The organism is Methylobacterium sp. C1 (assembly GCF_001854385.1).
Taxonomy (GTDB): domain Bacteria; phylum Pseudomonadota; class Alphaproteobacteria; order Rhizobiales; family Beijerinckiaceae; genus Methylobacterium; species Methylobacterium radiotolerans.
In genome coordinates, this window is sequence record NZ_CP017640.1 from 5,912,459 (window position 1) to 5,938,195 (window position 25,737).

General features: G+C 71.5%; 24 protein-coding genes. 10 read left to right on the forward strand and 14 right to left on the reverse strand.

Features of this window, described 5'->3' with window-relative positions:
• Positions 1-7: 7 nt before the first annotated feature.
• Positions 8-1,075 carry a lysylphosphatidylglycerol synthase domain-containing protein gene (locus BKE41_RS27235; protein ID WP_012321957.1) on the reverse strand — a complete coding sequence of 356 codons (1,068 nt, stop codon included), beginning with the start codon at positions 1,073-1,075 and terminating at the stop codon, positions 8-10.
• Positions 1,076-1,130: 55 nt separating this feature from the next.
• Positions 1,131-1,559 (reverse strand): hypothetical protein, encoded by a 429-nt coding sequence (locus BKE41_RS27240; protein ID WP_244632978.1) that lies wholly within the window; start codon positions 1,557-1,559, stop codon positions 1,131-1,133.
• A gap of 194 nt (positions 1,560-1,753) precedes the next feature.
• Here BKE41_RS27240 and BKE41_RS27245 point away from each other — a divergent pair, with 194 nt between their 5' ends.
• Both BKE41_RS27245 and BKE41_RS27250 read left to right on the forward strand, forming a co-directional pair.
• Complete coding sequence (locus BKE41_RS27245) at positions 1,754-3,064, forward strand: capsule polysaccharide transporter (protein WP_012321959.1); 1,311 nt, start codon at positions 1,754-1,756, stop codon at positions 3,062-3,064.
• A gap of 105 nt (positions 3,065-3,169) precedes the next feature.
• Positions 3,170-3,454, forward strand: a complete 285-nt coding sequence (locus tag BKE41_RS27250; RefSeq protein ID WP_012321960.1) for a hypothetical protein — start codon at positions 3,170-3,172, stop codon at positions 3,452-3,454.
• Between the two features lie 134 nt (positions 3,455-3,588).
• Here BKE41_RS27250 and BKE41_RS27255 read toward each other — a convergent pair whose 3' ends face one another.
• The 8 genes from BKE41_RS27255 to BKE41_RS27290 all read right to left on the reverse strand — a co-directional run bounded on the left by BKE41_RS27255 (position 3,589) and on the right by BKE41_RS27290 (position 11,665).
• Positions 3,589-4,950: a sigma-54 dependent transcriptional regulator gene (locus tag BKE41_RS27255; RefSeq protein ID WP_012321961.1), complete on the reverse strand. Its 1,362-nt coding sequence runs from the start codon at positions 4,948-4,950 to the stop codon at positions 3,589-3,591.
• A gap of 57 nt (positions 4,951-5,007) precedes the next feature.
• Positions 5,008-5,340, reverse strand: coding sequence for a flagellar motor switch protein FliN (gene fliN / locus BKE41_RS27260; protein ID WP_012321962.1), 333 nt, complete (start codon positions 5,338-5,340; stop codon positions 5,008-5,010).
• 10 nt (positions 5,341-5,350) lie between these two features.
• Positions 5,351-5,962 (reverse strand): FliH/SctL family protein, encoded by a 612-nt coding sequence (locus tag BKE41_RS27265; RefSeq protein WP_071000420.1) that lies wholly within the window; start codon positions 5,960-5,962, stop codon positions 5,351-5,353.
• Positions 5,959-7,017, reverse strand: coding sequence for a flagellar motor switch protein FliG (gene fliG, locus BKE41_RS27270; RefSeq protein ID WP_071000421.1), 1,059 nt, complete (start codon positions 7,015-7,017; stop codon positions 5,959-5,961). Before fliG ends, BKE41_RS27265 begins: the two co-directional genes overlap by 4 nt.
• 25 nt (positions 7,018-7,042) lie before the next feature.
• Positions 7,043-8,674 carry a flagellar basal-body MS-ring/collar protein FliF gene (gene fliF, locus BKE41_RS27275; RefSeq protein WP_071000422.1) on the reverse strand — a complete coding sequence of 544 codons (1,632 nt, stop codon included), beginning with the start codon at positions 8,672-8,674 and terminating at the stop codon, positions 7,043-7,045.
• Between the two features lie 369 nt (positions 8,675-9,043).
• Positions 9,044-9,319 (reverse strand): DUF1153 domain-containing protein, encoded by a 276-nt coding sequence (locus tag BKE41_RS27280; RefSeq protein ID WP_007569077.1) that lies wholly within the window; start codon positions 9,317-9,319, stop codon positions 9,044-9,046.
• A 91-nt stretch (positions 9,320-9,410) separates the two neighbouring features.
• Positions 9,411-10,097: a flagellar hook capping FlgD N-terminal domain-containing protein gene (locus BKE41_RS27285; RefSeq protein ID WP_043074908.1), complete on the reverse strand. Its 687-nt coding sequence runs from the start codon at positions 10,095-10,097 to the stop codon at positions 9,411-9,413.
• Positions 10,098-10,192: 95 nt separating this feature from the next.
• Complete coding sequence (locus BKE41_RS27290; protein WP_245295856.1) at positions 10,193-11,665, reverse strand: flagellar hook-length control protein FliK; 1,473 nt, start codon at positions 11,663-11,665, stop codon at positions 10,193-10,195.
• A gap of 335 nt (positions 11,666-12,000) precedes the next feature.
• On the opposite strand from BKE41_RS27290, the gene mnmA reads away from it, so the two are divergent.
• The 4 genes from mnmA to BKE41_RS27310 all read left to right on the forward strand — a co-directional run bounded on the left by mnmA (position 12,001) and on the right by BKE41_RS27310 (position 16,345).
• The gene (mnmA, locus tag BKE41_RS27295) at positions 12,001-13,155 is read left to right on the forward strand and encodes a tRNA 2-thiouridine(34) synthase MnmA (RefSeq protein WP_071000424.1); all 1,155 of its coding nucleotides are present in this window, start codon (positions 12,001-12,003) and stop codon (positions 13,153-13,155) included.
• A 25-nt stretch (positions 13,156-13,180) separates the two neighbouring features.
• Entirely contained in the window at positions 13,181-13,834 is a 654-nt protein-coding gene (locus BKE41_RS27300) for a class I SAM-dependent methyltransferase (RefSeq protein WP_063111956.1), read from the forward strand.
• Entirely contained in the window at positions 13,831-14,634 is an 804-nt protein-coding gene (locus BKE41_RS27305) for a VTT domain-containing protein (RefSeq protein ID WP_024828317.1), read from the forward strand. The genes BKE41_RS27300 and BKE41_RS27305 overlap by 4 nt, the downstream gene beginning before the upstream one ends.
• Before the next feature lie 223 nt (positions 14,635-14,857).
• The gene (locus tag BKE41_RS27310; RefSeq protein WP_043343100.1) at positions 14,858-16,345 is read left to right on the forward strand and encodes a HAMP domain-containing sensor histidine kinase; all 1,488 of its coding nucleotides are present in this window, start codon (positions 14,858-14,860) and stop codon (positions 16,343-16,345) included.
• Positions 16,346-16,470: 125 nt separating this feature from the next.
• Here the strand turns inward: BKE41_RS27310 and bioB are convergent, their stop codons facing one another.
• The 3 genes from bioB to BKE41_RS27325 form a co-directional block, all read right to left on the reverse strand.
• Positions 16,471-17,484, reverse strand: a complete 1,014-nt coding sequence (gene bioB, locus BKE41_RS27315) for a biotin synthase BioB (protein WP_012321972.1) — start codon at positions 17,482-17,484, stop codon at positions 16,471-16,473.
• A gap of 31 nt (positions 17,485-17,515) precedes the next feature.
• Positions 17,516-18,631, reverse strand: a complete 1,116-nt coding sequence (locus BKE41_RS32510) for a methyl-accepting chemotaxis protein (protein WP_107645324.1) — start codon at positions 18,629-18,631, stop codon at positions 17,516-17,518.
• Between the two features lie 219 nt (positions 18,632-18,850).
• Positions 18,851-19,735: a fumarylacetoacetate hydrolase family protein gene (locus tag BKE41_RS27325; protein WP_012321974.1), complete on the reverse strand. Its 885-nt coding sequence runs from the start codon at positions 19,733-19,735 to the stop codon at positions 18,851-18,853.
• A 435-nt stretch (positions 19,736-20,170) separates the two neighbouring features.
• Between BKE41_RS27325 and BKE41_RS27330 the strand changes: the two genes are divergently transcribed.
• Positions 20,171-21,460: an OmpP1/FadL family transporter gene (locus BKE41_RS27330; protein ID WP_244413137.1), complete on the forward strand. Its 1,290-nt coding sequence runs from the start codon at positions 20,171-20,173 to the stop codon at positions 21,458-21,460.
• 181 nt (positions 21,461-21,641) lie between these two features.
• On the opposite strand, the gene phaC is transcribed toward BKE41_RS27330, so the two are convergent.
• A complete protein-coding gene (phaC, locus tag BKE41_RS27335; RefSeq protein WP_012321976.1) occupies positions 21,642-23,483 on the reverse strand; it encodes a class I poly(R)-hydroxyalkanoic acid synthase in 1,842 nt (613 codons plus the stop codon).
• Positions 23,484-23,639: 156 nt separating this feature from the next.
• Here phaC and BKE41_RS27340 point away from each other — a divergent pair, with 156 nt between their 5' ends.
• The 3 genes from BKE41_RS27340 (at position 23,640) to BKE41_RS27350 (ending at position 25,702) form a co-directional block, all read left to right on the forward strand.
• Positions 23,640-24,026, forward strand: a complete 387-nt coding sequence (locus BKE41_RS27340) for a hypothetical protein (RefSeq protein ID WP_106427872.1) — start codon at positions 23,640-23,642, stop codon at positions 24,024-24,026.
• A 111-nt stretch (positions 24,027-24,137) separates the two neighbouring features.
• Positions 24,138-25,355 (forward strand): LL-diaminopimelate aminotransferase, encoded by a 1,218-nt coding sequence (locus tag BKE41_RS27345; protein ID WP_024828312.1) that lies wholly within the window; start codon positions 24,138-24,140, stop codon positions 25,353-25,355.
• Positions 25,356-25,489: 134 nt separating this feature from the next.
• On the forward strand, positions 25,490-25,702 hold the full coding sequence (locus BKE41_RS27350) for a hypothetical protein (RefSeq protein ID WP_012321979.1): 213 nt from the start codon (positions 25,490-25,492) through the stop codon (positions 25,700-25,702).
• Positions 25,703-25,737: the final 35 nt, after the last annotated feature.

A 25,737-nucleotide genomic window follows, 5' to 3' on the forward strand; every position in this document is an offset into this window, starting at 1 on the left:
TCTCGGGTCACGGACGGTCGCAACTGGGTGTGGCCGCGCGCACGCCGGCGCGGCGGGCCTCGAGGTTCTGCCAGACGAGCAGGGCCGGCAGGCCGAGCACCACGTCGGGCACGCGGCGCGCGAGCGACAGGGCGAGGGCGGTCCCGGCGTCGATGCCGAACAGGCCGCAGACCAGCACGAGCCCGCCTTCCTGGACGCCGAGCCCGCTCGGAACCAGGAAGGCAGCGGCCTTGATCGCCTGGCTCAGCGCCTCGATCACCAGGATGTCGGCCCAGCCGACATGGTCCACGCCGATGCAGGCGAGGACGACCGCGACCTCGGCCGTGCCGAGCAGCCAGGCCAGGGCGTGAAGGGCGAAGGACTGGGCGAGATGGCCCCGGCGACCCGGAGCCCAGACCGCGTCCAGCGCGCCCTGGATCCGGCGGTTCGGCTCGGGGCGGGCCTCGGCCTCGCGCACGAAGCGCCGTCCGAGGGCGGCGACGCGGTCCTCGAGCACCCGCACGATGCCGGTCCGCTGGAGAGCGAAGAACGCCGCCACCGCCAGCCCGGCCACGACGAGCGTCCGCAGCGTCCAGCTGGCGAGGGCGGCCGCCTCGGCGCCCTCGACCCGGCTCAGGAGGCCGGCGCCGAGCCCGGCGAACAGGGCGAGTGTTCCGACCTGGAACAGCATGTCGGCCAGGACGGAGGCGGCCGCCAGGGAGCCGGCGACTCCCCAGAAGGTCAGGAGGCGGGCGCCCAGGACGTCCCCGCCCACCGAGGCCACGGGCAGGAGCACGTTGATGCCTTCGCGGACGAAGCGCAGGATCAGGCAGGCCGGAGCCGTCGCGGGCGCCAGACCGTCGAGGATGCGCGCCCAGGCGAGCCCGCAGAGCAGGATGACCAGGATCCGCACCAGCGTGACGCCGGCGAAGCCCGCCACGCCGATCCGCCCGAAGGCCGCGGCCACGGCGGCGAGATCGTTGGTCGCCACGAGCCAGACCGCGAGGCCGAGGCCGATCAGGGTGCCGAACAGCGGCAGGCGACGCAGCGCGGCGTGGGCCGCCCGCCGCTTCCGGGAAACGCGGTCGCCGGTCACGGTGTGAGGGCCTCGCGTCGAGAGGCGGGCAAGAGCGCGCTCCAGGTTGTACCGGTCAGCGGACCGGCGGCGATTCGTCGGGTGGTATCGCCGCTAGAGTCGTATTGGGGCCGAATTCGGGGACCGCACGGCGCGGCAGGACGGGATTGAGCACCGCGGCGAGCGCCTCGGCGGCATCGGCCGCGGGGTCGAGCAGGACGACCCGGCCCGCGGCCAGGCTCGCGCCGGTCGCGACCGCCACGGCGCGCTTCGGGCAGGGACCGAGGCAGCCCGATTCCACGATGCGGAGCTTCTGACGGCGCCCGGCTCCCCCGTCGCGGGCGGCCCGCTTCCCGGCCTTCTTCAGCAGCGCGCGGAGATCGCGCCCGCGCAGGCCCTGCCGCTTGGCGCATTTGGAGCAGACGACCACGATCTCGGACAGGTTGGTCTTGGCCGTGCGGCCGGCCGGGCGGCCATCCGGGGCCGCGGCACGCGGTTCTGTCATCATTCAGAGACTGTAGGACGCGATACCCGTCCCGGGCTACGGCCCCCGTCGCCGCGGTGCAGCAGCCGAGAGGCGGTCGGGCCGGGCGCCATAAAAAGGGCCTAAAAGAACGGGATCCCGGTCACCGCGCACGGGCCGCCCCTCGGCCGGCGCCGCGGCAGCGGAACCGGCGCAGACCCAGGAACAAAGAGCGGATGAGCTTCGACGACGTCAAGGACGACACGCGCGAAGGCGAGATCGTGACGTTCGCCGCTCCGACCATGACGGAGTTGCGGCGCAGTGCGGAGACGATCCGGCCGGTGCCGGAGAAGCGCACCGCGCGGGCCCTCGTGACCACGGTGCGGCAGCGTCTCGACTGGAGCCGTCTGCCGGGCCTGCGCCCCCGCGAGGAGGACACCTCGACCTACGGCGCGCGGATCATCCGCCGCGTCGGCCTGTTCGTGCTCCTGCCGACCCTCGTGGTCGGGCTCTACCTGTTCGCGTTCGCGTCCAACCAGTACGTCGCCGAAGCCCAGTTCGCGGTCCGCGGCAATGTGGAGCCGATGGAGAACATCTCGCTCGGCCAGTACACGAACCTCATTCAGAAGCACAACAGCCAGGACAGCTTCATCGTCCGCGACTTCATCAACAGTCAGACGCTGGTCGAGGCGCTCGAGAAGAGCATCGGCATCTCCAAGATGTTCTCCCGGTCCGAGGCGGATTTCTGGGCCCGCTTCGACCCCAGTGATCCCATCGAGGACCTGACCAAATACTGGCGCAAGCACGTCGAGGCGCATATCGACTCGATCTCGGGCGTGATCCGGCTGTCCGTGCGCGCCTTCACGCCCGAGGACGCCCTGACCATCGCACAGGCGGTGGTGTCGCGCTCCGAGGCGCTGATCAACGACATCTCGAAGCGCGCGCAGGCCGACATGGTCGCCCAGGCCGAGGCCGACGCGAAGACCGCGCAGGACCGGCTGCGCAAGGCGCACGTGGCGCTCCAGGCGTTCCGCAACCAGTGGGGCGTGATCGATCCGATCAAGACCGCCGAGGGGACGCTGACCACGCTGACCCTCCTGCGGAAGGACAAGCTGAAGGCCGAGAACGACCTGCAGGTCCTGCGCAGCTCCAATCTCGACGAGCGCTCGCGCTCGATCCAGACGCTGGTGGCCAACATCGCGGCCATCGATCAGCAGATGAAGGCGCTTCAGGACGAGCTGACGAGCGCCAACGCCGCTGCCGGCGGCCAGAACATGACCGAGGCGCTGCTCCAGTACGAGGGCCTGCTGGTCGAGCGGACCATCGCCGAGAAGCTCGAGGAGTCGGCCCACAGCCTGCTGGACCGGGCCCGCATCTCGGCCAGCAAGCAGCACATCTTCCTGGCCACGTTCGTGCCGCCGGTCCTGCCGACCGACAGCCTCTATCCCGAGCGGGGCCACTCCCTGCTGGTGTCGTTCTTCTGCTTCCTGGTGATCTGGAGCTCGTCCGCGCTGCTGATCGCCGGCATCCGCGACCAGCGGATGTAGTCGCGGGGACCGCGGCCCCGGGATCTGGATCCCGGGGCGCGCGATCTGTAGAGGGAGGCGGCCCGGCGAACCGGGCGCCCCTGGATGAGCGAAGTCTAACGGTCCATGTCGGATTTCTCCGATCTCGTCGCGAAGGCGATCCAGCCGTCGATGACCCGTGAGGAGCGCGAGGCGGTCTACACGGTCGTGCGGCAGGCCGTGCTCCGGCTGCAGGAGCGGGAGGCGTTCCCGCCCGACGATCCGCGGGTCGCCCTTCAGCGCCACCTCGTCGAGGAGACGATCCGCGACGTCGAGGGCGACGTCGCCCGCTACGAATCCCTGCGCAAGCTCGACGCTGCCTTCGCGGCCCAGGCCGAGGCCCACAAGGCGGCCCAGGGCGGGCGGCGCTAGAGCGTCTCTCCCGCTCCGCTCCCGTCACGGCCCGGGTCCGCCCTGCGCTGGCGCGTCGGGATCCCGGGCTCCGCCGCCCGGCCCCGGGATGGCAGGGTGAAGCCGATCCCGAAGCCCCTACAGGGACACGCGCGTCAGCCGCAGGCGACGCTCGCCCGGACGCTGCCGGGCTCGGCCACGTCGAGACCGGCCGAGACGTACTCGTTGAGCTTGTTGCGCAGGGTCCGGATCGAGATGCCGAGGATCTTGGCCGCGTGGGTCCGGTTGCCGAGGCAATGGTCCAGCGTGTCGAGGATCAGGTCGCACTCGACCTGCGCCACGGTCCGGCCCACCAGCCCGCGGGTGGCGGCCTCGGCGACCTGCGCGGCGCGCGCGGCCGGCCCCTCCGCCGCGAAGGTCTCGCCCTCGGGCGAGAGGATCGCCTCCGGGCCGATCGCGTCGCCCGAGGCGAGCAGCACCGCCCGGTGCAGAGTGTTCTCCAGCTCGCGCACGTTGCCGCGCCACGGGTTCCGCAGCACGAGCGCCCGGGCCTCCGCGGAGAGCGGGCGGACCGGCATCCCGTTCACGGCGGCGTATTTCCGGGCGAAGTGAGTGGCGAGTTCGAGGATGTCGGCCGGTCGCTCGCGCAGCGGCGGGAGCCGCAGCCCGACGACGTTGAGGCGGTAGAGCAGGTCCTCGCGGAACGTGCCCTTGCGGACCTCCTCGGCGAGGTTGCGGTTCGAGGTGGCGAGCACGCGGATGTCGACCCGGACCGGGGCGGTGCCGCCGACCCGGTCGATCACCCGCTCCTGCAGGGCGCGCAGCAGCTTGGCCTGCAGGCGCACGTCCATCTCGGAGATCTCGTCGAGGAGCAGCGTGCCGCCGTTGGCCTCCTCGAACCGGCCGATGCGTCGGGCGACCGCGCCGGTGAACGCGCCCTTCTCGTGGCCGAACAGCTCGGACTCGAGCAGGGCCTCGGGGATCGCCGCGCAGTTCACCGAGACGAAGGGCTTGCCCGCCCGGTTGGACTTCTGGTGGACGTGCCGGGCCAGCACCTCCTTGCCGGTGCCGCTCTCGCCGGTGATCAGCACCGAGGCCTCGGAGCGGGCGACCTGCTCGGCGAGCTTGACCACCCGCTCCATGGACGGGTCGCGCCAGACGAAGGCGGCGCGGTCGGTGGCGACTGCCTCCAGCACCGCCGCGATCATCTCGGGATCGGGCGGGAGCGGGATGTATTCCTTGGCGCCCGCCCGGATCGCCGCCACGGCGGCTGAGGCGTCCGCCGAGACGCCGCAGGCGACCACCGGCGTGCGGATCCGCTCCCCCTCCAACGCGGTGACGAGCTCCCGGATCGGCAGCCCCACGTCGATCATGATGAGGTCGGCGCCCCGCGCGCGCAGGACGGTGAGGCCCTGCGGAACGGCGTCGGCCTGCGTGACGGCGGCGCCGCGCTGCATGGCGATCTTCGAGGCGGTGATCAGCTCGCCGTTGAGCCGCCCGATCATCAGGAGCCGCATGGTTCGTCCCTCTCAAAACCCGGGCGCGGACAGCCCCCCGGCATCCGCACCGAACAATCACTCACCCTTGACGATCTCGGTCATCGTCACGCCGAGGCGGTCCTCGACGAGGACGACCTCGCCGCGGGCGACCAGCCGGTTGTTGACGAACACGTCGATCGCCTCGCCGACCTTCCGGTCGAGTTCGAGCACCGCGCCGGGCGCGAGCCGGAGCAGGTCGCCGATCGGCATCCGGGCGGAGCCCAGCACCGCCGAGACCATCACGGGCACGTCGAAGAGCTGCTCCAGGTCGGCCGCCGTCTTCGGCGTGGTGGGTGCGTCGCGGATCGAGCCCGCCGCGTAGTCGGTGTCGTGCTCGCCGAGCTGGGGCAGGCTGAAATCGTCGGACATCAGGATCTCCTCACGGGCTCGTCGGCAGGCCGAGGGCGTCGAGCACCGCCGCCTCGATGCGGGCGCGCTCCCGCACGATGCCGCCGTCCGCCCACTCGATGCGGGCGTCGCCCGCCGCCATGTCGGGATCGCCCAGCACCACGAGCCGGCCCTCGTAGCCGCGCTCGCGGGCAAGGCGCTTCACCAGGGCCTCGGCGTCCTCGACGAGGCTGTCGTGCACCCGCACCACCAAGTGCGGCACGCCGCGCAGGTGCTGGAGCGCCGTCCGGGCCGCCTCGCCGATCCCGGCGAGCGGGGCGGCGTCGAGGGCGTCGCCGGCCACCTTCCGGGCGATCAGCATGGCCACCTCGACCGCCTGCGCCTCGCGCTCGAGGTCGCGCGCGTCGGCCTGGGCGATCAGGCCCGCGGTGGCGAGCGCCAGGCGGGTCATGGCATCGGCGAGCCGGCCCTGGACCTGCGCCTCGGCCTGGACCCGGCCCTCCTGCATGCCGCGGGCGTGGGCCTCGGCCTCGACGCGGGCCGCGGCCTCGGCGGCGCGCTGGGCCTCGGCGCTGGGGCGGGCGCTGCGGAAGTCGGTCTCGAACAGGAACGGCTTCGCACTCCGGGCGGATTGGGCGCTCAATAGACCAGCTCCTCCTCGGCGCTATTCTTCGCGATCATGATCTCGCCCTTCTCGGCGAGGTCCTTGGCGATCTCGGTCATCTTGGCCTGCGCCTCGTCCACCTCCTTGAGGCGGACCGGCCCGAGCGAGGCCATCTCGTCCGTGAGGTTCTTGGCCGCGCGGGTCGACATCTGCCTCAGGAAGAAGCCGCGGGTGGGCTCGTTGGCGCCCTTGAGCGCGCGGCACAAGGTGTCGTTGTCGATGCCGCGCAGCAGCGTCTGGACGCTGCCCGGATCGAGCTTCAGCAGGTCCTCGAAGGTGAACATCAGCTCCCGGATCCGCTTGGCCGAGCCGCGGTTGGCCTGGTCGAGCGCGGCGAGGAAGCGGCCCTCCGTCTGCCGGTCGAAGGCGTTGAACACGTCGGCCATCATCTCGTGGGCGTCGCGGCGCTGGGTCTGGGCGATGGTCGACACGAACTCGACCCGCAGGGTCTCCTCGATGTGGCGCAGGGCCTCCTTCTGCACCGTCTCCATGCGCAGCATCCGGTTGAGGACGTCGATGGCGAAATCCTCGGGCAGGATGGTCAGCACCTTGGCGGCGTAGTCGGCCCGCACGCGCGACAGCACCACCGCCACGGTCTGCGGGTACTCGTTGCGCAGGAACGAGGCGAGGATCTCCGGATCGACCTGGGCGATCGAGGCCCAGACCCGCTTGCCGGACGCGCCCTTGATCTCCGCCATGATCAGCGAGACCTGGTCGCTCGGGAAGATCTTCAGGAGCAGCGCCTCGGTCCGCTCGAAGTTGGACGAGATGCCGCCGCTGTTGCTGAGCTTCGTCACGAACTCGATGATCAGCTTCTCGACGGTGGTCGCCTCCAGCGTGCCGAGCTGGACCATCGCGTGGCTGACCTTCTTGATCTCCTCCTCTTCGAGCATCTGCCAGATCGGCGCGCCTTCCTCCTCGCCGAGCATCAGCAGGAGCGCGGCGGCGCGCTGCGGGCCGGGCATCGACGCGAACGAATCGCCGCCCGCCGTCGCCAGCGTGTTCGCCAGACCCTGTCCCGCACCTGCCGCCATCGTGTTGCCCTCGACGCCCTACGCTTCACTCTTCCTGGATCCAGGTGCGCAGCACCTCGACGGTCTCGGACGGGCTCGCCCGGACCATGTCGACCACGCGCTGGACCGTCTCGGCCTGGACCTGGCCGTTGATCTTGGCGAACTCCATCAGCCGCGCGGTCGGGCTGTCGCGGTCGATGACCGTCACGGTCCCGCCCGGACCCGCGACCGCGGCGGCGTCGCCGGGGATCGCCAGTCCCGACGCGGTCAGGGCCGGCGCTTCCGGCACCGGCGCGAGCACCTGGCGCACCAGGGGGCGGACCACCGTGAGGAGGACGATCAGGGTCAGCAGCGCCAGGACGGCGAGCTCGGCCATGCGCAGCACGTCGTCCTTGGTGGGGGCGAGCAGCGACTCGATCAGCGTCGGCTCGGTGAATTGCGGCACGCTCGGCGCTTCCGCGAAGCGCAGGTTCACCACCTCGATCTGGTCGCCGCGGGCCTTGTCGAAACCGACCGCGCCGCGGACCAGGGCGGTGATCCGCTCGATCTCGGCGGGCGTGCGCGGGCTATAGGTCTGCTTGCCGTCGGGCGCGGCGGCGTAGACCCCGTCGAGCACCACCGCGACCGACAGGCGCTTGATCCGGCCGCCCTCGGCGATCTCGGTCTTGGTGACCCGGGAGATCTCGTAATTCGTGGTTTCCTCGTTCTTGTTGGTCGCGTCCTTGGGCGTCGGCGCCTTGTCGCCGCCATTGGCGCCGGGCAGCTCGTTGCCGACGCTGACCTGCCCCTCGGCATTGCCGGTGACCGCCGATTCGGTGCGGGTCTGGGCGGAGCGCACGACGCGGCTCTCGGGATCGAACGTCTCGGAGCGGCTCTCGACCCGGTTGAGGTCGAGTTCCGCGTTGACCTGGACGCGGGCCCGGCCCGGGCCGACGATGCCGGCGACGACGTCCTCGATCTGGCCGCGCAGGCGCCGCTCGAGGGCGACCTGCCGGTCCTCGAACCCGCTGGCGACGTCGGTCGCGGCATCCCGCGCGCCGTCCGCCAGGAGCCGGCCGCGCTCGTCGACGATCGAGATCCGCTCGGGCTTGAGGCCCTCCACGGCGGAGGCCACGAGATGGCGGATCGCCCGGACCTGCCCGGCATCGAGGTCGCCCATCAGCTTCAGCACGATCGCCGCGCTCGGGCTTTCCCGGTCCCGCTCGAACAGGCGGCGCTCCGGCAGGACGAGGTGGACACGGGCCGCCTGGACCCGGCCGATCGCCCGGATCGAGCGCGCCAGCTCGCCCTCCAGGGCGCGCAGGTGATTCACGTTCTGAACGAAGTTGGTGGACGAGAACGCGTCGCCCTTGTCGAAGATCTCGTAGCCGACGCCGCCCTGGGTCGGCAGCCCCTTGCCGGCGAGGTCCATGCGCAGCTTGGCGAGGTCCGGGCGCGGGGCCAGGATCGTCTGCCCGGCATCGCCCCGCGTCTCGTAGCGGATCCCGCGGCTGTCCAATTCCCGGACCACGGACGCGGAGTCCTGCATCGACAGGTCGGAGAACAGCACGCCCATATCGGGGCGCGAGACCCGCAGGATGATGAAGGCGAAGAAGCCGATGAGCGTCAGCGTCACCGCCGCCATGGCGGCGATTCGGGCCGGTCCGAACTTCGTGACGAGATCGAGAACCGGCTTCACGGGAGGATTCGCTGCACTCTAACGCTGGCGGACCCCGGCGGTCCGCTCGGCAGAAATTGCCCAGGTCGTGGTTAGCGGGTCGTTAATGCCGACGGTCCGGCCGGTCCGGAGGCGGGCCCGGAACGGCACGAAGCCGCGCCCGGGGTCCGGACGCGGCTTCGTGGGATCTCGGAGTCGACCGGGCCAGTCCCTGGGCGCCGTCTCGGGTCGTCGCTGCGGGCGTGAGGCCTTCGCGTCGGTCCGGGGCCGCGAGGCGAGTCCCTCGACCAGAGCCGCCGATGCGCCGGGTCTCGGCACCCTCGGTCTCGATGGGCCCCGGGATCGCCTGCGGCGTCCCGGGACGATGGCGCCCGGCAGGGGCGTCGCGTATCAGTGGCGGTAATGCTGGATCCGGGTCGTCCGCAGGCCGGCAAGGCCGTGCTGGTCGATGGAGAACTGCCAGCTCAGGAATTCCTCGGTGGTCAGCGTGTAGCGCTTGCACGCCTCCTCCAGGCTGAGGAGACCGCCGCGCACCGCGGCCACGACCTCGGCCTTGCGCCGGATCACCCAGCGACGGGTGCTCGGGGGCGGAAGGTCCGCGATCGTCAGGGGGCTGCCGTCGGGCCCGATCACGTACTTCACTCTCGGGCGGCTCGGTTCGGTCATGATACGCTCTACACTCGACTGACCTGTCGAGCATTGAAGGTACTTGTGCCCGCTTAAGAGATGTTGAAGCGAGTCACTCGGATGTGATTCGTTAAGTGCCACTTGTGGACAACCCGATGGTCTGCACGCTGGACAGCGGCACTCTCTGCGAGCCGATCACCAGCACCGGCGACGTTCCGCTGAGATCGACCTCGTCGACGGCCCCCGTCAGGCTCGTATCGACCGCGACGCTCGAGCCGGTGGCGTCCGTGGCCGCCACCTTGATCGAGTAGTTCCCGTCGGGCGCGGTCAGGCCGGCCGAGGTCTTGCCGTTCCACGTGTAGGTCTGGCTGCCGGCGCTGAGGGCGGTGGTCTGCGTGGCCACGACGTTGTTCTTCGAGTCCAGGACCGTGATCACCGCCTTCGAGGCGGCCCGGGCCGGGTTCAGCGTCCAGGAGGCGGAGCCGCCGGACAGCTGCGACGCGCTGCCGTCCGCCGTCACGGTCTTCCCGATGTAGCTCGTGGCCGAGGCCGAGCTCGCCGACTGCGACGCGCTGAGGATGCTGTCGAGGCGGTCGTTGGTCTTCAGCTGCTGCTCGACGCCGGCGAACTGCACCAGCTGCTGCGTGAACTGGTTGGTGTCCATCGGGTCGAGGGGGTTCTGGTTCTTGAGCTGCGTGGTCAGCAGCGTGAGGAACTGCGTGAAGTTGCTGGCGATCTCGGTGGCGTTGCCGCTGCTGCTCGTCGACGAGCCCGTGGTGTTCGTCGTGCTGGTCAGGCTGGATATGCCGCTCGTCATGCTGATCTCTCCCGTGCCGCGTCCTGGCGCAGGGGCCGGATGCGCGCTGTGTCGGTGTCCGTGTCGGTCCGCGATGCGGGCGCCCTGCGCCCCGCCTAGATTCTCATGTCGACGCCGCCGTAGCCGCGCAGGTGGCGGATCGGGGCGATCTCTTGCGGGGCGTCCGCCTGATCGCGCGACCAGCCTGTGCCGCCCCCGCGCGGGGAATCGCCCGGCTGACCACCGCTGCCGCCGCTCTGGGCGCTTCCGTCGCCCCGCAGCGACAGGTTGATGCCGCCGGCCGCGGGATCGAAGCCGGCCTGGGACAGCGCCTGCTGCAGCTGGCCGGAATCGCGCTGGAGCAGCGCGAGGGTCTCGGGCCGGTCGACCACCAAGTGGGTCATGACGCGGCCGTGCGCCTTGTCGATCTCCAGCTTGACGTCGATGCGTCCCAGTTCGGCCGGATCGAGGCGGATCTGGAACTCGTTGGATCCGCGCAGGGACCTCAGGCCGATGGTCATCGGCACCTGGCCGATCGGGATGGGCGGATCGGTCCGGACCGACGCGGCGCTCTGGTTCGGCGCGGCAGCCTCCTGAGCGGCACGCGACGTGTCCACGGCCTGGCCGGTCGGTATGGGCGGTGTCGGACCGCCCTGCGCCGCCGCGGGCATCGTCTGAAGCGGGCCTGCGCCCTGGCCCGCGTCGGTCAGAACGGTGAGGAAGTCCTGGGTCGCCGCGTCGGACGTCGCGGCCGCCGCGCCGCCGGCACCGGCCGTCGGGCCGTCGACGGGGACGCTGCCCGGCCCGACCTTGCCGGGTTCGTGACCGCCGGCCGACGCTGTGGCGGGGCCGGATCCGGCGACCCCCGAGACGGCTCCGCCCGCGCGGCCGCTGCCCCGCGCGTCCGTGCCGGGAGGACCCGCGGCCACGCCGGTTCCGGGGAGCGCCGCCGCGCCGTCCTGCGCCGGCGCGGTGCCGGTGTCCCCGTCCGCCTCGACCTTGACCGTCCCGGTCGCGGCGCCGCCCTCGGACAGCGCGGCGATGAGGGCCAGCAGGGAGGCGGACGGGCTCGACCCCGCCGGCTGCGCGGCGGTCTCGGCCTTCTGCGGCAGCGCCGCCGCGTCGATCGACGCGGCCTCGTGGTCTGCCGTGGCGGCCATTTCGGAGGCCGGAACCTCCCCGGCCGCGGCGGCCTCGGAACCCTGCCGACCGGCGGTTTCGGTCCGTCCGGTCTCGGCGGTGCGCGCACCCGCGACGGAGGGCTGCCCCTCGGCCTGCCGGGCCCGCGCCGCCGGAGCCGCCGCGTCCGCCGGAGCCGCGGCTTCCGCCGGGGCCGCGGCGTCCGCCGGCTTGGCGAGGCTGGCCTTCTTGTCTGCGGCCCTGGCCTCGCTCCGCAGCGCCGCATCCCGCGCGGTCCTGGCACCGCGCGGCGTCGGCCTGATCGCGCAGTCGGCCTGCCGGGCGCGGGCCGCGTCGGTGACGTCGCGCTGATCGGCGGCGCGGCCGCCCGCGGCGGCGCGTGCGGCCTGGGCCGCGCTCAGGGCGGCGCCGAAGCGGTCCTGCGCGGAATTGCCGGCGCGGGCCGCCACGCCCGCGGCCTCCCAGCCCGAACGCGGCGCCTGCGCGTTCCGCGCGGACGGAATCCACGTGGTGACATCCAACCGATCCGCCGCGCCGCTCGCCATACCGGACTCCTCTGAGCCGCTCCGCAGCAAGGCGCGCGCCACCGGGACGGTCCGCTAAGGTGCTGGAAACGTTCGTTCTCTTCCCGCGATGCGCGGAGCGGGCCTGATCGAAGCTGCCGCCCGCCCGGCAGGATCTGCCGAGTGTCCGGCCCGGCCGCCCTGGAAAGCCGGGCGAAGTCCCGCTATAGACGGCCCGTGCAGCCGGGGAGCTTCCGGGCCGGCGGCTGCGGACCCTCGCGATGAACGCCCTCGATCTTCCCAAAGCCCCCCACGAGACGCGCGTCGTCGTCGCCATGTCGGGCGGCGTCGATTCCTCCGTGGTCGCGGGCCTGCTGAAGCGGCAGGGCTTCGACGTGGTCGGCGTGACGCTCCAGCTCTACGACCACGGCGCGGCGAGCCACCGCAAGGGCGCCTGCTGCGCCGGCCAGGACATTCACGACGCCCGGGCGGCGGCGGAGCATCTCGGCATCCCGCACTACGTCCTCGACTACGAGGATCGCTTCCGCGACGAGGTGATCGAGAAGTTCGCCGAGAGCTACCTCGCGGGCGAGACGCCGATCCCCTGCGTCGAGTGCAACCGCACGGTGAAGTTCCGCGACCTGCTGGGCCTCGCCCGGGATCTCGACGCCGACGCGCTCGCCACCGGCCACTACGTGGCCAGCCGGGCGCTTCCTGGCGGCGGCCGGGCGCTCCACCGCGCCCTCGATCCCGCCCGCGACCAGAGCTACTTCCTCTACGCGACCACGGCGGAGCAGCTGGACTTCCTGCGTTTCCCCCTGGGCGAGATGGAGAAGACCGAGACCCGCGCGCTCGCCAAGGAACTCGGCCTGTCGCTCGCCGAGAAGCCGGACAGCCAGGACATCTGCTTCGTGCCGCAGGGCCGCTACAGCGACGTGATCGCGCGTCTGCGCCCCGACGCGGCGCGGCCCGGCGAGATCGTCAATCTCGATGGCCACGTTCTCGGCCGGCACGACGGGATCGTGCACTACACGGTGGGCCAGCGGAAGGGCCTCGGCCTGTCCGGACCCGAGCCGCTCTACGTGGTGCGGCTGGAGCCGGACGCGGCCCGGGTGGTGGTCGGGCCGCGCACGGCGCTGGCCACGACCCGGATCCGACTGTCGGACCTGAACTGGCTCGGCGAGGGGCCGGCGGAAGCCGTGCGCGACCAGCCCGTGGCGGTCCGCGTGCGCTCGACCCGGCCGCCGCGCCCGGCGACGCTGACGGTCGGGCCGGACGGCGCGGTCGAGGTCGTGCTCGCCGAGCCCGAGGACGGCGTGTCGCCGGGCCAGGCCTGCGCGATCTACGCGGATGACGGCCCCCGGGCCCGGGTCCTGGGCGGCGGCACCATCCGGCGTGTCGACGCGTTGTCGGCCCGGCCCCGCGAGGCCGCCTGATCTCAACCTCTGGAAATTGCGAACGATGCTGAGCGAGCCGCAGATGGCCGGGCCGAGCACGGCCCTGATGCGCAAGGCCTATGCCCGCTGGGCCCCCGTCTACGACGTGGTCTACGACAAGCTCACCGAGCCCGCGGCTCGCGCCGCCGTGGAGGCGGCGGCCGAGCACGGGCCGCGGATCCTGGAGGCCGGCGTCGGCACCGGGCTGGCGCTGGGCTACTATCCGAAGGCGAGCTTCGTCTGCGGCGTCGACCTCTCCGAGGACATGCTCAAGCGTGCCCGCACCAAGGTCCGGCGCCGGAACCTGGCGCACGTGAAGGGCCTCCAGGTGATGGACGTCTGCCACCTGGGCTACGCCGACGCGAGCTTCGACGCCGTCGTGGCGCAGTTCCTGATCACCCTGGTTCCCGATCCCGAGGCCGCGCTGTCGGAGTTCCTGCGGGTGGTCCGCCCGGGCGGCGGTATCGTGCTCGCCAACCATTTCGGCCAGAGCGAGGGCCCGGTCGCGCGGGTCGAGGAGATCGTGGCGCCGCTCTGCACGAAGATCGGCTGGTCGTCGGACTTCAAGGCGACGCGGATCGAGGCCTGGGCCCGGCGCAACGGCGTCGAGGTCCTGGGCCTGAAGCCGACCTTCCCGGGCGGGTTCTTCAAGATCCTGCGGATGCGCAAGCCCGGGTGAGCGAGACCGGCAACGCGCCCGTCGCCGAGGGTCGCGCGGAGAGCCGCGAAGGACGCTGGAAGCGGCTGCGGCGCTGGCTCCCGCTCGTGCTGCTCCTGACGGTGTCGGCGGTGGTCCTGGTTTCGGGGGCCGCGCAGCTCCTCAGCCTCGACCGCCTGCTCACCTCGCGCCTCTGGCTGCGGGGCTTCGTCGAGGCCGGCTATCTCCGCGCGCTGGTCGCGGCCTACTGCCTCTATGTCGGGGCCGTCGTCGTGTCTGTGCCGGCCACGCTGATCCTGACGATGGTCTGCGGCTTCCTGTTCGGCATCGTTCCGGGGGCGCTCACCGCGGTCTGTGCCGCCACCACCGGAGCGGCCATCGTGTTCGCCATCGGCCGCGGGCCGGGCGCCGACCTCCTGCGGCGCATGGGCGGCACGCGCCTCGCCGGGCTGGCCGAGGGCTTCCGGCGCGACGCCTTCGGCTACATCGCCGTGCTGCGCCTCCTGCCGCTGTTCCCATTCTGGGTGACCAACCTCGCACCCGCCGCCTTCGGGGTGAAGATGCGGGTCTTCGTGCTCGCGACGTTCCTGGGGTTGCTGCCGGGGGCTCTCGTGTACGCCACCACGGGCGCCGGCATCGAGGACGTCGTCGCCGCCCACGAGGCCGCGAAGGCCGCCTGCCTGGCGGCGGGGTCGGGCGGCTGCGACACGGCTCTGACCCTGCGCGCCCTGGTCACGCCGAAGATGGTGGCGGGTCTCGGGATGCTGGCCGCCTTCGCCCTGGTCAGCATGCTGCTGAGCCGGCGCGCCAAGCGCGGCTGACAGGCGCGGCTGACAGGCGCCGCCGGGATACGCGATCCACCGCCGGATCCGTTTTTCCGTGTCTAAGGGCACATGCAACCGCGTGGGGGTGGATATCGTATAGTGCTCGCCGCCGAGAGCCTGTATTCCCGCCTGCGAATCTGTGGCTTGCGAACATGTATCCCGCGAAGGCCGGACCCGGCTCGAGCTTTCTCAATCCTCTCTCCGCCGATCCTCATCCGCGATGCCCGCGCGGAGCGTGACCGGCGTGTCCGTCAAGTCCGATCAGGCCGCGGCACCGGCGACGCCGGCGCCCGCTCCGGCCCGCGACCTGCCCGAGCGGCGCACGGCGCGCCTCGGCCTGTCCGGGCGGCTGTTCCTCGTGACCGTCGCGTTCGTGGTGGTGGCCGAGGTGCTGACCTACGTGCCGGCGGTGGCCAACTACCGGATCGAGTGGATGTCCGACCGGCTGGCGGCCGCGCAGGTCGCCGCCCTGGTCCTCGATGGCCGGACCGGCGAGCCGGTCTCCGAGCCGCTCGAGAGCCGGCTCCTGGCCGGCGTGAACGCCCGGGCGATCGCGGTCCGCGGGGGCGGCGCCCAGCGCCTGCTCGCCATCGAGCCGATGCCCGAGCAGGTCGCCGACACCGTCGACCTGCGCGACGTCACGGCCCTGTCGGCGATCCGGGGCGCGTGGCGCACCCTCGTGGCGCCGGTCCACGAGCCGATCCGCGTGGTCGGGGAGGGCGGGATCGGCTTCGACCGTGTCGAGATCCTGCTCGACGAGGCGCCGCTGCGCACCGCCATGATCGACTACGCGCTGCGCCTGCTGGTCTCCTCGCTGATCATCGCGGCCGCCGCGGCCGGTCTCGTCTTCGTGGTGCTGCAGGTGCTGATCGTGCGGCCGGTGCGGCGCCTCGCCACCAGCATCACGGTCTTCGCGGACGATCCGGAGGATGCCGGCCGGATCATCGCCCCGTCCCGCCGCAGCGACGAGATCGGCCAGGCCGAGCGGGCGCTCGGGCGGATGCAGCGCAGCCTCGCCGACCAGCTCCGGCAGAAGCGGCGTCTCGCCGAGCTCGGCCTCGCGGTCAGCAAGATCAGCCACGAGCTGCGCAACCTGCTGACCGGCGCGCAGCTCCTGGGCGACCGCCTGGAGGGTACCGAGGATCCGACGGTGCAGCGCGTGGCCCCCCGCCTCGTCGGGACGCTGGCCCGCGCGATCCGCTTCTGCGAGGCGACCCTCGCCTACGGGCGCGTCTCCGAGCGGACGCCGCTCCTGACCAGCACGCCGCTGGCGCCGATCTTCGCGGAGCTCCCGGATCTCGCCGCGCTGGCGGCGCACCCGGTCAGCGTCCAGGTCGCGGCGGGCGATCTCTCCGTGCAGGCCGATCCGGAGCAGCTCGGTCGGGCGCTGGCCAATCTCGTGCGCAACGCCGTGCAGGCGCTGGACGGGGCCGCCGTGCCGGAGGCCACCGTGAGCGTGGTCGCCTCGCGCGCGGCGTCGGGTCGGATCACGATCCTGGTCACCGATAACGGCCCCGGCCTGCCGGCGCGCGCCCGGGAGAACCTGTTCGCGCCGTTCCAGGGATCCATGCGGTCCGGCGGCACGGGCCTCGGTCTGCCGATCGCCGCCGAACTGATCGGGATCAACGGCGGAACCCTCACCCTCGACACCTACCAGGACGAGGGGACGAGCGGGGCGCGCTTCCGGATCGTGCTGCCGGAGGGCTGACGCGATCGCCCGCGGGCGACCGCCGTGAACCGGGAGGGGCCCGGTCGGGGGGCGATGCCGGGCTCCGTGGCGCCGCTGAGGCGCCGCGCGCAGGGGCCGGGAAGGGCGAGACGGCGACCTGTTGCCTACTCGGCCGCGGCCCGGACGGGCTCGCCGACCCGGATGCCCAGATCGGCCAGCAGAGCCGCGTCGTCGTCCTGGCCGTTATTGGCCGTGGTGAGCAGCCGCTCGCCGTAGAAGATCGAGTTGGCACCGGCGAGGAAGCACAGAACCTGGGCCTCGCGGGTGAGGCTCTTGCGGCCGGCGCTGAGCCGCACGCGGGAGCGCGGCATCACGATCCGCGCGGTGGCGCACATGCGCACGAGATCGAACGGATCGACCGCCGGCTGATCCTCCAGCGGCGTGCCGGGCACCGCCACGAGGGCGTTGATCGGCACGCTCTCCGGATGGGGGGCGTGGTTGGCGAGCACCTGGAGCATCGCGGCGCGGTCGGTGACGCCCTCGCCCATGCCGACGATGCCGCCGCAGCACACGCCGATCCCGGCCTCGCGGACGTTCGCGAGGGTCTGCAGACGCTCGTCGTAGGTTCGGGTGGAGATGATGTCCTCGTAGAAGTCCGGGCCGGTGTCGAGGTTGTGGTTGTAGGAGGTCAGCCCGGCCTCGGCGAGGCGCCCGGCCTGCGAGGGCGTGAGCATGCCGAGCGTCACGCAGGCCTCCATGCCGAGGCCGCGCACGCCGCGCACCATGGCGAGCACCGCGTCGAATTCCGGGCCGTCCTTCGGCTGGCGCCACGCGGCGCCCATGCAGAAGCGCTGGGCGCCGGCGGCCTTGGCGGCGGCCGCCTCGGCCAGCACCGTCTCCACCGGCATCAACCGCTCGCGGGCGACGCCCGCGCCCTTGTGGTGGGCCGATTGCGGGCAGTAGGCGCAATCCTCCGGGCAGCCGCCGGTCTTGATCGACAGGAGCGACGCCCGCTGGATGTCGGCGGGGTCGTTGTGCCGGCGGTGCACCTGTGCAGCCCGGAACACGAGGTCCATCAGCGGCAGGTCGTGGATCGCGCGGATCTCCGCCACGCTCCAGTCGTGGCGGATCTCGCCGAGGTCAGGCTGCTGGGAACCGGGGAGGGAAGTCGCGCTCATCCGGTGTTTGAGCCGGATCGGCGGCCAGAAATCAAGCGGGCCGCGCGCCCGAACGCCCGACCGAGGGGTCGGTCTGGACGATCATGCCGTACCAGCCCAGCCCGCGATACGTCTCGTAGCCCGGTGTCCGATGGAACGCCGTGACCGTGCCGGTCCGCGGATCCCGCGCGACGCCGCTCGTCTGGCCGTCCATCCGGCAGGAGACCCGTTCGGTCAGGAGCCCGGCCTGGTCCGAGGCGGCCAGCACCCGGCCGCCGGCGTCGACCAGCAGCGCGCGGGTGCGGTCGCGGTCTTCCGGCGCGACGCGGATCCCGGAGACGATCGCGTGCGCCTGCGGCGCCCAGTCGAAGTGGATCGCCAGGACGCCGAGCGGGGCGCCGTTCGCCCGGCCGTCCGCCCGCACGCTCGCCGCGTAGGTGGCCACCTGCGCGCCGCCCAGCGCCTCCTCCCGACGCACGTCGGCGCACACGAAGGCGTCGCCGCTCTGCAGGGCGAGCGCGTCCCGGAACCACGCTTCCCCCGCGACGCTCCGGCCCCGCAGGCCGGGATAGCGATCGGCGCGGCCGGTCGCGAGGATGCGGCCGTCCAGGTCGCAGACCCAGAGATCGAGATAGACGGTGTAGGCCGAGAGGATGATGCCGAGGCGCTCGCCCGCGAGGGCCGCCGCGGCCGGGCCGGGATCGGCCGCGCAGGTCACGACGGCGGCGTCGGTCGCCCACCAGCGCACGTCGCAGGTGCGCTCGTAGAGATTGCGATCGATCAGCTCGACCGCGTTGAGCGCGAGATCGACCAGCCGCTCACCCTGGACGCGGCCCGCCATCGTCTCGACGGTGCGTTGCAGCTCGACGATGCGGCCCGCCAGGTGAAGCTCCAGCTCGCCGGCGATGACGTCCACGGACTCGCCGAGGGCGCGCACCTCCTGGGCGACGACCGCGAAGCCGCGTCCCTCGTCTCCCGCCCGTGCGGCCTCGATGAGGGCGTTGAGGGCGAGGATCTTGGTCCGCGCCGTGATCCGCCGGATCCGACCTGTCTTCTCCTGAGCCGCCTGCTTCACGGCATCGGCCAGGATCTCGATCGACCTGAGCGTCGGCGGCTCGGACTCCGATCTGAACGTCCGGCCTCTTGAAAAATCAATGTTGGTCGTCATGTCTGGCCCGATCGGCGATGCGGGCATTTTACATCGATGCTATAACGCTGTCTTAATTGGCCGATATTCCTGATCTAACTTGCAATGTTAAAATAAAATCAGAATTCAATCGAGGGTATGTAGAAACCCCGTCCGGACCCGGCGTCGGGCGATCACCGATATCGGTGGGGTGTCCCGGAGAACAGGCCGCCGCCCGGGCGCAGGCGGCGGCCCAGCCTGTCAGTCCGTCGGCTCCCCGGCCGAGACCTTGGCGGTCCAGTCGTCGAACGCGATGACCTTCTGGCGCTGCTCGCCGAGCCGGTCGATGCGCAGGACCATCTCGTCCCCGGCCTTGAGGTAGCGCGGCGGCTTCATGCCGAGGCCGACGCCCGGCGGCGTGCCGGTGGTGATCACGTCGCCCGGCTCCAGCAGCATGAAGTGCGACGTGTAGGCGACGAGCTGGGGAACGTCGAAGATCATCGTGGCGGTCGAGCCGGTCTGCCGGCGCTCGCCGTTCACGTCGAGGCTCATGGCGAGGTTCTTCAGGTCGGGAATCTCGTCGAGCGTCACCAGCCAGGGCCCGAGGGGGCCGAAGGTCGGCGCGCTCTTGCCCTTCGTCCAGGTCGGACCGCGGTTCATCTGCCATTCGCGCTCGGAGACGTCGTTGCAGATGCAGGCGCCCGCCACGTAGCTCAGCGCCTCGTTGGCGTGGACATAGCTGGCGCGCCGCCCGATCACCACGGCGAGCTCAACCTCCCAGTCGGTGCTGTGCGACCCCTTCGGGATGATGACCGTGTCGTTCGGCCCGCACAGGCTGGACGGGGCTTTGTTGAAGATGATCGGTTCCGCGGGGATCGGCGAGCCGGTCTCGGCGGCGTGATCGGCGAAGTTCAGGCCGATGGCGACGACGTTCCGGGTGCCGCCGACGCAGGGGCCGAGGCGCACGTCCGGAGGCAGCTTCGGCAGGGTCTCGGGATCCAGCGCGCGCAGCCGCGCGAGCGAGTCGGGCGCGAGGGCCGGCCCGGCGATGTCGCGCACGATGCCCGACAGGTCGCGCAGCCCCCCGCTGGCATCCACGAGGCCGGGCTTCTCGTCGCCGCTCGGGCCGTGCCGGAAGAGCTTCATGGTCGCACTCCTCATCCTTCCCTGAACCGGTCTGCGCCGGACGCCGGGACCATGGCCGGGCCTCGACCCGGGTGCAAGGCCGGCCGCGGCTACGGGTCCGCCCATCGGGTGTCGCAGCCGGGCCACAGGACGGCGGAAAAGTGCAGGGTCGGCGACATCTGGATATATTGTTCCTGCCGCCGTCTCGGTGCGAGACCCCGGATCAAGACTGAAGAGTCTCGATGATCGCGCGCTTTCGCTTGTGAAGGTGCCGTTTACCGATCGTAATCTACTGTTATTCCTCTCGGTGCCGAAAATGATCAGGGTCATTGCGGTCCTGCGCCCGAAAACGGCACCATGCACGAAAGGTCGCCGCATAACGGGTCTCGAACAATCGACGGCGCCCAGCAGAACGAAGGCTTGGGGGAACAGATGGGCGGGACGGTTCGCGCTGCGATGCTGGCGGCGACGGCGGTGATCCTCGGCGCCGGGCAGGTGCAGGCGGGGGCGTTCGGGATCCGGGAGCAGAGCACCGAGGCCCAGGGACTGGCCTTCGCGGGCGCGGCGTCGGGATCGGGCGGCGTCTCGTCGATCTTCTGGAATCCCGCGACGATCACGATGAACCCGGGCTTCGTCGCGGAGCAGAACTTCACCTATATCGGCCTCTCCTCGGAGATCCGGCCCGCGCCGGGCACCAATCCGGGCTTCGCGCGGCTGGGCGGCTCGGGTGAGCTGGGCCAGGGCGCCGTCGTGCCGGCGGGCGCCACGTCCTATCAGCTCAACGACCGCCTCTGGCTCGGCCTCTCCACCGGGGCCCCGTTCGGCCTCGTGACCAAGCCGCGCGACGTGTGGGCCGGCGAGGTCTACGGGCGCTCGTCGCGGATCTTCTCGCTGGCGATCAACCCGGTCATCGGCTTCAAGGTCAACGAGTGGCTCTCGATCGCGGCCGGCCCGAACATCGAGTATTTCCGCCTGACCCTCCGGCAGGCGCTGCCGATCCCCGGCATCCTGCCGACCTCGTACCCGAGCTCCTTCCTCAAGGGCGAGTCCTGGGGCGCGGGCTTCACCGCCGGCGCCACCCTGACGCCCCGCGACGGGACCGTGCTGGGCATCGGCTACCGCTCCTCGGTGCACCACGACATCGACGGCTCGATCGGCGTGCCGCTCGTCGCCCTGGCGCCGCTGGCTGGGCAGGTCCGCGCCAAGCTGAACACGCCCGACAAGCTGAGCGTCGGCCTGACCCAGGCGGTCTCGCCGGTGGCGCGGGTGAATCTCGGCTTCGAGTGGGACAACTGGTCGAGGCTCGGCACCATCGGCATCGTGTCGAAGACGATCGGCCTGCCGGTGAACAACCTGCCGCTCAACTACAAGGACGGGTTCACCTACGCGATCGGCGCCGAGTACGACGCCTCGCCGAACCTGACGCTGCGGACCGGCTTCGCCTACGAGACCTCGCCCATCGACTTCCGGAACCGCTCGGTGCGCCTGCCGGACGGCGACCGGTACAACGTCTCGGTCGGCGCGAGCTACCGCTGGAGCCAGCAGCTGACGCTGAACCTCGCCTACTCGCACTTCTTCCTGGACCGCTCGCGGATCCTCGCGGGCATCGGCCGCGACTACAACATCAGCAACATCGCCTTCGCGGGCGTGGTGGATTCCAGCGCCGACATCGTCTCGGTGGGCTTCCGCTACGTCTTCGGCGCGCCGCCGGCCCCGGCTCCGGCGCCGCTCGTGCGGAAGTACTGACAGCCAGCTCAGGTTGCGTGCTTCGCTGCCGCCGTCGTTGCGAGCGCAGCGAAGCGATCCAGGGCAGCGCCGCGCTGACAGGTGTCGCGCTGCCCTGGGTGACGTCGCTCCGCTCGTGATGGCGGGGCGGCTCCGTGATCGTCGCGGCCGATCACCCGTCGACCCGCGCGCGTCGCGCGCCTCAGGCGCGCATCCGCACGTAGGTCCCGGGCGCGGGGCCCAGGGATTGAAGAGCGTCGCCGCCCGGCTGACGGGCGGGCACCCGCTCCGGAGCCTGCGCCTCGATCCACTGGAACCAGTAGGGCCACCACGAGCCCTTGGTCTCGACCGCGGCCCTGATCCACTCTTCGAGCGTCCCCTTCACGGGGCCGCCGGTCCAGTAGCCGTATTTCGGCTTGGACGGCGGGTTGATCACGCCGGCGATGTGGCCCGAGCCCGCGAGCACGAAATCGACCTTGCCGCCGAACACCTTCGAGCCCTCGAAGACCGACAGCGCCGGCGCGATGTGGTCCTCGCGGGTGGCGAGGTTGAAGATCGGAACCTGCACCTTCCGGAGGTCGAGGCGGACGTTGCCCAGCACCATTCGGCCCTGCGCCAGCGTGTTGTTGAGGTAGCAGTTGCGCAGGTAGAAGGAATGGTTGGCCGCCGGCATCCGGGTGGCGTCGGAATTCCAGTACAGCAGGTCGAAGGCCGAGGGCGCCTTACCCTTGATGTAGTTGTTCACGACATAGGGCCAGATCAGGTCGTTCGGCCGGAGCATGTTGAAGGCGTTCGCCATCCGGGCGCCCTCGAGATAGCCCTGCTCGGCCATGCGCGCCTCGACCTGGCGGATCTGCTCCTCGTCGGCGAAGACCTTCAGGTCGCCCGCGTGGGTGAAGTCGACCTGCGTGGTGAGCAGCGTCGCGCTCTTGATCCGGCGGTTGCCGGTCGCGGCCTGCATGGCGAGCGTCACGGCGAGCAGCGTGCCGCCGACGCAGTAGCCCGCCGCCGTGACCTCGTTCTCGCCGGTGGCGACGCCGATCGCGTCGATGGCCGCCTCGATCCCCTCGCGCATGTAGGACTCGAAGTCCTTGTCGGCGTGGCGCGTATCCGGGTTCACCCAGGAGATGCAGAAGACCGTCAGCCCCTGATCGACCATCCACTTGAAGAAGCTCTTCTGGGGGTTGAGATCGAGGATGTAGAACTTGTTGATCCAGGGCGGGACCATCAGGAACGGGCGCCGCAGCACGGTCTCGGTGGTCGGCGCGTACTGGATCAGCTCGATCAGGTCGTTGCGGAACACCACCTCGCCGGGGGTGACCGCCATGTTGCGGCCGACCTCGAACCCGCTCGGGTCGGTCTGGCGTACCCGCAGCTGCCCGCCGCCGGCCTGCAGATCCTCCTCGTACATCTTGAGGCCGCGGACGAGGTTGGCGCCGTTCTCCTGCAGGGTGTGGCGGATCAGCTCCGGGTTGGTCGGCAGGAAGTTCGAGGGCGACAGCATGCTGGTGAGCTGGCGCAGGTAGAACTGCGCCTTGTGGCGGGTATGCGCGTCGAGACCCTCGGCCTCGTCCACGAGGCTCTCGGCCCAGCGGGTTGCGAGCAGGTAGGCCTGCTTGATGAAATCGAAATACGGGTTGGTCGACCACTCGGCATGGGCGAATCGCGCGTCCCGGGGCTCGGGCAGCGCCACCGGATCGGCGGGCTGGCCCTGCAGGCGCAGGTAGGTGGAGCCCCAGAGCGACAGGAAGGCCTGCGCCAGGCGGGCCTGCGCCTCGGCGCTGCGGTTCGGGTCGGCGAGCCAGGCCTCGGCCACCTGACCGAGCACCTTGGCCGCCTCGTTCATCTCGCTGCCGGGCGCGCCCGCTTGGCCCTCGGGCCCGAGGAGGCGGGCGACGTTGCGCCCCATCGCCTCGACGAACTGCCCGGCATTTCGGGAGAGCGCCTCGAAATCCGGCATCGGGGCGACCGTGCCGTCCGGCATCGCGCCGTTCGAGACCGACTTCGGAGGGGCGGTCCGATCCGGCGCCTGCGGGCTCGTCAAACGTGCCTCCCTGTGCTTCATCTGTTGACCCGATGGCGCGGGCCTCGTTTCCGACAAAATAAGGAGCGAGCCAGAGTTTTCGCCAGCCCGGCTCAGGACGTCGCCGAAACATCCGGCCGATCTTTTCATACGCATGTGACGATGGATCGTGCCATTTTGAACCCCGCCGTCCGCCCGCGTCGCGCCGGTCCGCTGCGCCGCCTGACGCGCGTGGCCGGCCTGGGCGTGCTGGTCGGCGCGCTCGGGGCCTGCTCGGGCGACGTCGTCCGCTCGCTGGCCTCCGATGCAGGCTACGGGCCGCGGGTCGTCGCGGCCCCGGATTTCGTCGCGGACACGCGCAGCAAGGTGCAGCCCGACTTCATGCCGGTGGGCGTCGACGCGCCGAAGCGGCCGGTCCGGGCCAAGTCGGTCACGGGCCAGAAGGCCCTGGAGGCGGAGCTGGAGGGCGCCCGCGGACGCAACGAGGCCCGGGGCCGCGCCGCCGCGAGCGCCGGGCGGGGCGCGGCCGCCACCATCAAGCCGGCCCCGGCGGCGCCGCAATAGCCGGCCCTTTTTCTGGGTCGGCGACGGCCCGCAACTCTGCTAGAGCAAGTGGTTCGCCCGACCGGCCCAGACGAGAGACGCCGGATCCGGGACGCGCCGATGGACACGCCCATGACCGACTTCCACCGCATCAAGCGACTGCCGCCCTACGTCTTCGAGCAGGTCAACCGGATCAAGGCCGCCGCCCGAGCGCAGGGCGCCGACATCATCGATCTCGGCATGGGCAACCCGGATCTGGACGCCCCGAAGCACGTGATCGCCAAGCTGTGCGAGACGGCCGGGCGGCCGCGCACGGATCGCTACTCGGCCTCCAAGGGCATCGCGGGCCTGCGCAAGGCCCAGGCGGGCTATTACCAGCGGCGCTTCGGCGTGACCCTGAACCCCGACACCCAGGTGGTGGCGACCCTCGGGTCGAAGGAAGGGTTCGCCAACATGGCCCAGGCGATCACCGCGCCGGGCGACGTCGTGCTGGTGCCGAACCCGAGCTACCCGATCCACGCCTTCGGCTTCCTGATGGCCGGCGGCGTCATCCGCTCCGTGCCGGCCGAGCCGACTCCCGCGATGTTCCCCGCCCTGGAGCGGGCCATGCGCCACTCGATCCCGAAGCCGGTGGCGCTGGTCGTGTGCTACCCGTCGAACCCGACCGCCTACGTGGCGAGCCTCGACTTCTATCGGGACCTCGTGGCCTTCGCGAAGCAGCACGAGCTGATCCTGCTGTCGGACCTCGCCTACGCGGAGGTCTACTTCGACAACAACCCGCCGCCCTCGGTCCTGCAGGTGCCCGGCGCCATCGACTGCACGGTGGAGTTCACCTCGCTGTCGAAGACCTACTCAATGGCCGGCTGGCGGATGGGCTTCGCGGTGGGCAACGAGCGCCTGCTCGCGGCACTCACCCGGGTGAAGTCCTACCTCGATTACGGCGCCTTCACGCCGATCCAGGTCGCCGCGACCGCCGCGCTCAACGGGCCGGACGACTGCATCCACGAGATGCGCAGCATCTACAGGAAGCGCCGCGACGCGCTGGTGGAATCCTTCGGCAAGGCCGGCTGGACCATCCCGTCGCCCGCCTCCTCGATGTTCGCCTGGGTCCCGATCCCCGAGCGCTACCGGGAGCTGGGCAGCCTCGAATTCTCCAAGCTGCTGCTGGAGAAGTCCGACGTGGCGGTCGCGCCCGGCATCGGCTTCGGCGAGTTCGGCGACGAGTACGTCCGCATCGCCCTCGTGGAGAACGAGCAGCGCATCCGGCAGGCGGCGCGAAACATCCGGCGGTTCTTCGACGGCACCGACAAGACGCTGCACAACGTCGTGCCGATGGCCCGGGCCGGGTAGCCGGGCCCGCGCAGATTGTTGCCGCGGGGCGACAGACCCGGTCAAAGGTGTCGGCGCCCCGCGCCGGCGCTTGTCAGGGCGGGGCGCGATGGCCAGGGTCAGGTGCGGGGGTCTTCCCGCGTCCCGAGTGTCGCATGCGCCGCCTGAACCTGATTGCCGCCCTGCTGCTCGCCGCCGCGGCCTCGGCCTGCGCGCCGAACCCGATCATCGCCCGGGATCCGATCCCCGCGCCGGGACCGGCGGACGTGTACGCGTGCGACTCGAAGCCGTTGCCGGTCAACGCCTTCATGACGGATTGCCGCCCCGTTCCGGCGAGCCCGCAGGTCGTGCTGCGCGCGCGCGGCTGATCCCGCCCGGGATTTCGGTAACCGGTCGATTCGGA